General features: G+C 65.6%; 6 protein-coding genes and 1 pseudogene. 6 read left to right on the top strand and 1 reads right to left on the bottom strand.

Going from position 1 to position 5,464, the window contains the following annotated elements; genetic code table 11:
• Positions 1 to 139: 139 nt before the first annotated feature.
• Positions 140 to 385, bottom strand: a complete 246-nt coding sequence (locus VGH54_RS03205; RefSeq protein WP_331510488.1) for a hypothetical protein — start codon at positions 383 to 385, stop codon at positions 140 to 142.
• A 198-nt stretch (positions 386 to 583) separates the two neighbouring features.
• Between VGH54_RS03205 and VGH54_RS03200 the strand changes: the two genes are divergently transcribed.
• From VGH54_RS03200 to VGH54_RS03175, 6 genes and pseudogenes are all read left to right on the top strand, one after another.
• Complete coding sequence (locus tag VGH54_RS03200; protein ID WP_331510487.1) at positions 584 to 1,507, top strand: alpha/beta hydrolase; 924 nt, start codon at positions 584 to 586, stop codon at positions 1,505 to 1,507.
• On the top strand, positions 1,504 to 2,325 hold the full coding sequence (gene hpaH / locus VGH54_RS03195; RefSeq protein ID WP_331510485.1) for a 2-oxo-hept-4-ene-1,7-dioate hydratase: 822 nt from the start codon (positions 1,504 to 1,506) through the stop codon (positions 2,323 to 2,325). Before VGH54_RS03200 ends, hpaH begins: the two co-directional genes overlap by 4 nt.
• On the top strand, positions 2,322 to 3,086 hold the full coding sequence (locus tag VGH54_RS03190; protein ID WP_331510484.1) for an aldolase/citrate lyase family protein: 765 nt from the start codon (positions 2,322 to 2,324) through the stop codon (positions 3,084 to 3,086). The genes hpaH and VGH54_RS03190 overlap by 4 nt, the downstream gene beginning before the upstream one ends.
• Before the next feature lie 45 nt (positions 3,087 to 3,131).
• Positions 3,132 to 4,304 carry an acyl-CoA dehydrogenase family protein gene (locus VGH54_RS03185; protein ID WP_331510483.1) on the top strand — a complete coding sequence of 391 codons (1,173 nt, stop codon included), beginning with the start codon at positions 3,132 to 3,134 and terminating at the stop codon, positions 4,302 to 4,304.
• Positions 4,305 to 4,316: 12 nt separating this feature from the next.
• A complete protein-coding gene (locus VGH54_RS03180) occupies positions 4,317 to 5,339 on the top strand; it encodes an acyl-CoA dehydrogenase family protein (protein WP_331510482.1) in 1,023 nt (340 codons plus the stop codon).
• A pseudogene (locus VGH54_RS03175) lies at positions 5,336 to 5,464 on the top strand (acetyl-CoA acetyltransferase); the annotation flags it as partial. The gene VGH54_RS03180 and the pseudogene VGH54_RS03175, both read left to right, overlap by 4 nt.

Genomic DNA, 5,464 nt, shown 5'->3' with positions numbered 1-5,464 from the left:
CCGTCGACGTCGGCCCGTCCGAGTCCGGCGTCTTCCAGCGCGGCGTCGCTCGCCTGGACGGCCAGCTCGAGTGGCGTCGCGCCCGGACGCAGCGACATCGCGGTCATGCCGAGGCCGACCAGGTCGGCATCGTCGGCGCTCACGGCCGCTCCGTCGGCCGGCGCTCGCCGCGGTAGTTGCCCACCCTGACCCACTCCTCGCGATCCTCGGGTGTGGCCAAGGTGAAGCTGGCCAATTCCAATGGACACAAGAAGACCTGCTCGCCGCCTTCGAGGTCCTCGACGAGCAGGCGGGGGCCGTTGCCGTTGACGTCCAACGACAACCGCACGGCCGCGAACTCGTTGACCAGCTCGGCGAGGACACGGCGTCCGGCCGGAGTGTTCACCTGCCCAGTATTACCGCATACGAGTGTCAGAATCAATGGAGGGTAATGGAATGACAGCCAGCGGTGTACCGCAGGGTTCGAGCGGTCTGAGCGGTTCTCTACATGCGAACATGGAGCTTGTGCGACGATGAGGAGAGCGCTACGCGCTGTCGCCACTAGATGACATCTATGTCAGATATGAAGATGCGGGAAGGTGAGATGAGCCACGTACCAGCACCGGCCGCGGCGGTCGACGTGAGCCGAGTCGACACGGAGAACTACCGCAGCATCTGGATGTATCTGAAGGAGCTCGAGTTCCGGCAGGGGTTCGTCGACGTCGGAGTCAATGGAGTGCCCGTCCGTACCCGTTATGCCGAGGCTGGGGGGCCGGACAAGCCGCACGCCATCATGCTGCACGGCACCGGCGGGCACTGGGAGACGTTCGCGCCCAACCTCGCCGCCCTGTCGCAGCATTTCCACTGTGTGGCGATCGACATGGTCGGCAACGGATTCTCTGACAAGCCGGATTACGACTACGAGATCGCGGTCTACGTCGAACACGTGCTGGGGGTGATGGATCACTTCGGCATGGCGTCGGCCAACTTCATCGCGATGTCGCTAGGCGCGTTCGTGGCGTCCGCGGTGTCCGTCGGCCACGCCGACCGGGTCGACAAGGTGATCCTGATGTCGCCGGCCGGACGGGAGGCGTCGGCGTCGAACATGGCGCGCATTCGGGCGGAACGAACCAAGGCGGTCAACGAGCCGACGTGGGAATCGCTGCACGCCGTGTTCGCCCACCTGATCGCCGACGAGGCCAATCGCCTGCCCGATCTGATCGGTCTACGCCAGGCTGTCTATCGGCGCGACGACACCCGTAACACCATCGATCGGCTGCTGATCCTGCAGGACGAGAAGGTGCGCCACCGCAACCTGATTCCCGACGACAAGTGGCGCGGCATCGGGGCGCCGGTGATGATCGTGGCCTCGGGCAAGGACCACGGTGTGTACCAGGACACCGCCCGCACCATCGCCGACCTGATCCCGAACTCGGAGGTGTTCGAGATGCCCTCGGTGCGGCACTGGCCGCATTTCGAGGATCCAGAGGCCTTCAACGCCGCAGCGATCGAGTTCCTCAAGAGATGAGCAGACCCGCCGAGGACCAGCTCCCCGAGATAGCCCGGCGGCTCTACGAGGCCGAGCAGACCCGCACGCCGATCCGGCAGTTGTCACTCGAGTATCCCGACATGACCATCGATGACGCCTACGCGGTGCAGCGGGCACTCGTCGCGCTCAAGGTCGCCGACGGGCGAGAAGTCAAGGGGCGCAAGATCGGCCTCACTTCGAAGGTGATGCAGCGGGCGGTGTCGATCGACGAACCGGATTACGGCGCGCTGTTCGACGACATGTTCGTCGAGGACGGCGGCCGCATCCCGCTGGGCCGCTATATCCGCCCACGCGTCGAGGTCGAGTTGGCGTTTGTACTGGGCGAGGAACTGTCCGGCCCTGGCGTCACGTTGTTCGACGTGTTGCGGGCCACCGAGTTCGTAACTCCTGCGCTCGAGATCCTTGACGCCAGGGTGCAGATGTCGGACCCCGAGACCGGGCATCTGCGGACCATCGTCGACACCATCGCCGACAATGCCGCGGATGCCGGTCTGGTCATGGGCGGACGGGTGTTTCGCCCATTGGACGTCGACCTGCGCTGGGTGGCGGCGCTGCTAATGCGCAACGGCACGATCGAGGAGTCCGGGGTGGCCGCCGCAGTGCTCAACCATCCCGGCAACGGTGTGGCCTGGCTGGCCGATCGGCTTGCTCCGCACGGGGTTTCGCTGAAACGAGGTGAGGTGATCCTGTCCGGCTCGTTCACCAAGCCGGTGTTCGCCGAACCGGGGGACAGCTTTGTCGCGGACTACGGACCGCTGGGCACGGTGTCGGTGACGTTCGATCGGGAGGCGTCGTGACGAACCGGTGGACGCAGCGCATCGGCGAGGGCGACCCGCGGATCGGCATGTGGGTGGCCTCGGGCAGCGGCTACGTCACCGAGATCTGCGCGGGGTCCGGAATCGACTGGCTGTTGTTGGATCAGGAGCACGCGCCCAACGATCTGCGCACCACGCTTGAGCAACTGCAGGTTCTCGCCGGCTATCCGGACGTCGACGTGCTGGTCCGTCCGCCGTCGGCCGACCCGGTGTTCATTAAACAACTGCTCGACATAGGCGCGCAGAACATCATCGTTCCGATGATCGATGGGCCCGACGACGCGGCCGCGGCGGTTGCGGCCACACGGTATCCGCCGGAGGGTATCCGCGGGGTCGGCAGCGCGTTGGCCCGAGCGTCCCGTTGGAACCGCATTTCTGACTATCTCGTCACCGCTGACGCAACGGTGTCGTTGACCGTTCAGGTGGAGAGTGTGGTCGGTCTGGGTCTGCTCGGCGAGATCGCCGACGTCGACGGGGTGGACGCCATCTTCATCGGTCCGGCCGACCTGGCAGCCTCGATGGGCAAACTCGGGCAGCCCGAGCATCCAGATGTCGTGAGCACTATCGAAACAGCGTTGGCGACCATCGTGGGACACGGCAAGGGCGCTGGGGTGAATGCGTTCAGCGAACCACTGGTGCGCCGCTACACGACAGCCGGCGCGAGCTTTGTGCTCGTAGGAGCGGACGTGGCGCTGCTGGCCCGCGGTACCGAAGAACTGGCCAGGAGGTACCGCAGCCGATGACTGCCGCATTGTTTCTGACTATCGTGTCACCTAGAATTCCGGAACATGGACCTCGACTTCACGCCTGACCAGCTGGAGTTCCGCGCCCAGGTCCGCACGTGGCTCGACGAGAACAAGCCGACCGAACCGCGCCCGCGCGACGATGCGGGCATCCGCGAATACGACCTCGCCTGGCAGCGCACTCAGGCCGAAGGCGGCTGGGCCGGCATCGCCTGGCCCACCGAATACGGCGGCAAGGGGCTGACGCTGCTTCAGCAGTTGATTTGGTACGAGGAGTACGCGGCCCGGGGGTTCCCCGGCATCGATGCGTGCTTCGTCGGGAACTCGCACGCCGGGCCGACCCTGATCACCAGAGCCACCGACGAACAGAAGTCGTTTCACCTACCGAAAATTCTTGGCGGTGAGGTGATCTGGTGTCAGGGCTTTTCCGAGCCCGACGCCGGATCGGACCTGGCGGGACTGCGCACCAAGGCGGTGATCGACGGCGAACACCTGGTGGTGTCGGGACAGAAATTGTGGACCAGCTTCGCCACCGTCGCCGACTACCAGGAACTGCTGGTACGCACGGACAACACCGGCAGCAAGCACAAGGGCATCACCTGGGTGATATGCGACATGAGCACGCCCGGCATCGACGTCCGCCCGATCGAGACCATCGAGGGCGGCTCGGAATTCTGCGAAGTGTTCTACGACGACGTGCGAATTCCGCTGAGCAATGTGGTCGGCAAGGTCGGCGAAGGCTGGTCGGTCGCGATGGCGACGCTGTCTTTCGAGCGTGGCACCGCGTTCACCGCCAACCAGGTGCGGCTGGCGAAGATCATCGAGGATCTCATCGACTATGCCCGCGACCACGTCGGACCGGACGGCCGCAGGCCCGCTATCGCCGACGACGACATCGCGCGGCGACTGGCCCGGGCCCGTGCCTCGGTGGCTTCGCTGCGGGCGCTCACCTACACCAATATCTGTGAGGCGATGAAGACCGAGACGCCCGGCCCGCGGGGTTCGATCGTCAAGCTGATGTACGCCGAATTGGCCAAGGAGATTGGCAAATTGGCGATGGATGTTGTCGGTCCGGCCTCGTTACGGCATTCGTCGCGCTGGGACGTCGACGGTTGGGTCGGTTACTACTACTACAGCTTCTCCCAAGCCATCGGCGGCGGAACGTCGGAGATTCAGCGCAACATCGTGGGTGAACGCGTGCTGGGGCTGCCGCGATGAGAGGACCACACGGTGGATCTGCTACCCGGAGCTGAGCAACTCGAAATCGTCACGGCAGCAGAAGATTTCCTCGCTGAACGGATGCCCGTCGAACGAATCCGCGCCAATCGCCATGCCGAAGCGCCGATTCCCGGTTCGCTGTGGAGAGAATGCGCCGAGTTGGGCCTGCTCACGCTGGGACTCGACGAGAAGTCCGGCGGGTCAGGCCGTCCCTTGGACGACGAGGCGCTGCTGTTCGTCGAACTCGGCAAGCGCCTCGCGCCCGGGCCGTTCCTGGCATGCACTTTAGGTGCCCGGGTGGCGACCCGTTGCGGCGACGACACGCTGGCGCATCGGATCGGGTCGGGGGCTGCGTCGGTGGCCCTCGCGGTACTGCGTGGTGACGGCGACGTGCGGCCTGTTAAAGGCACTTTCGATCTATTCGACCCGGCGGGTGCCTCGCACGCCCTGCTGGTGGCCCGTAGTGGCGCCGCTCTGGTCGACATTGATTCCTTCGGTCCGCTGGCACCGGTGATCGCCGCAGACCCGGGTACCCGGATATCCACGGCCACAGTCGAATCCGCCGAACCCTTGCACTGGTTGCCCGTCGAGGACGAATGGATCTGGGGCCGCGCCATGGTGCTCACGGCCAGCTATCTCACCGGCTTGGCGGCGGCCGCGGCAACATCCGCGACCGAACACGCCAAGACTCGCGAGCAGTTCGGCAAACCGATCGGCGTGCACCAAGCGATCAAGCACGCCTGCGTCAACATGGAGATCGCTGCCGAGGCCGCACAGGCACAGGCATTCTTCGCTGCCATCGCGGTGGCGGATGGGCGCGCCGACGCACTGCTGCAGGTGCTGTCGGCCGTCACAGTGGCCGGCTCGGCGGCGGTCGACAATGCCGCCGCAGGCATCCAGGTATTCGGCGGAATGGGCTACACGTTCGAGAATGACATGCACCTTTATCTGAAGCGCGCGCACGTGTTTCGCCACCTGTTCGGAGAGCCGACCGACGTGCTGGCCGAGCTGCTGGCCCAGGACCGCGCCCAGTGAGCGGCACGGTCGCCATTGCCGGCGTCGCCCTGTCCGACGTGGGGCGGGTCGATGACAAGGGACCCTACGAGCTGATCGCCCAGGCCAGCCGCCGCGCCCTGGCCGATGCCGGGCTGACGCCCGAT

Source organism: Mycobacterium sp., from assembly GCF_036488105.1.
Taxonomy (GTDB): Bacteria; Actinomycetota; Actinomycetes; order Mycobacteriales; family Mycobacteriaceae; genus Mycobacterium.
Note: the sequence above shows the minus strand (reverse complement) of the source record. Positions and strands in the feature narration are given on the sequence as shown.

Bases quoted from the DNA above. Each gene is read 5' to 3' on its own strand.
- VGH54_RS03200 (WP_331510487.1), top strand. From the start codon at position 584: ATGAGCCACGTACCAGCACCGGCCGCGGCGGTCGACGTGAGCCGAGTC.
- VGH54_RS03185 (WP_331510483.1), top strand. From the start codon at position 3,132: ATGGACCTCGACTTCACGCCTGACCAGCTGGAGTTCCGCGCCCAGGTC.
- hpaH (WP_331510485.1), top strand. From the start codon at position 1,504: ATGAGCAGACCCGCCGAGGACCAGCTCCCCGAGATAGCCCGGCGGCTC.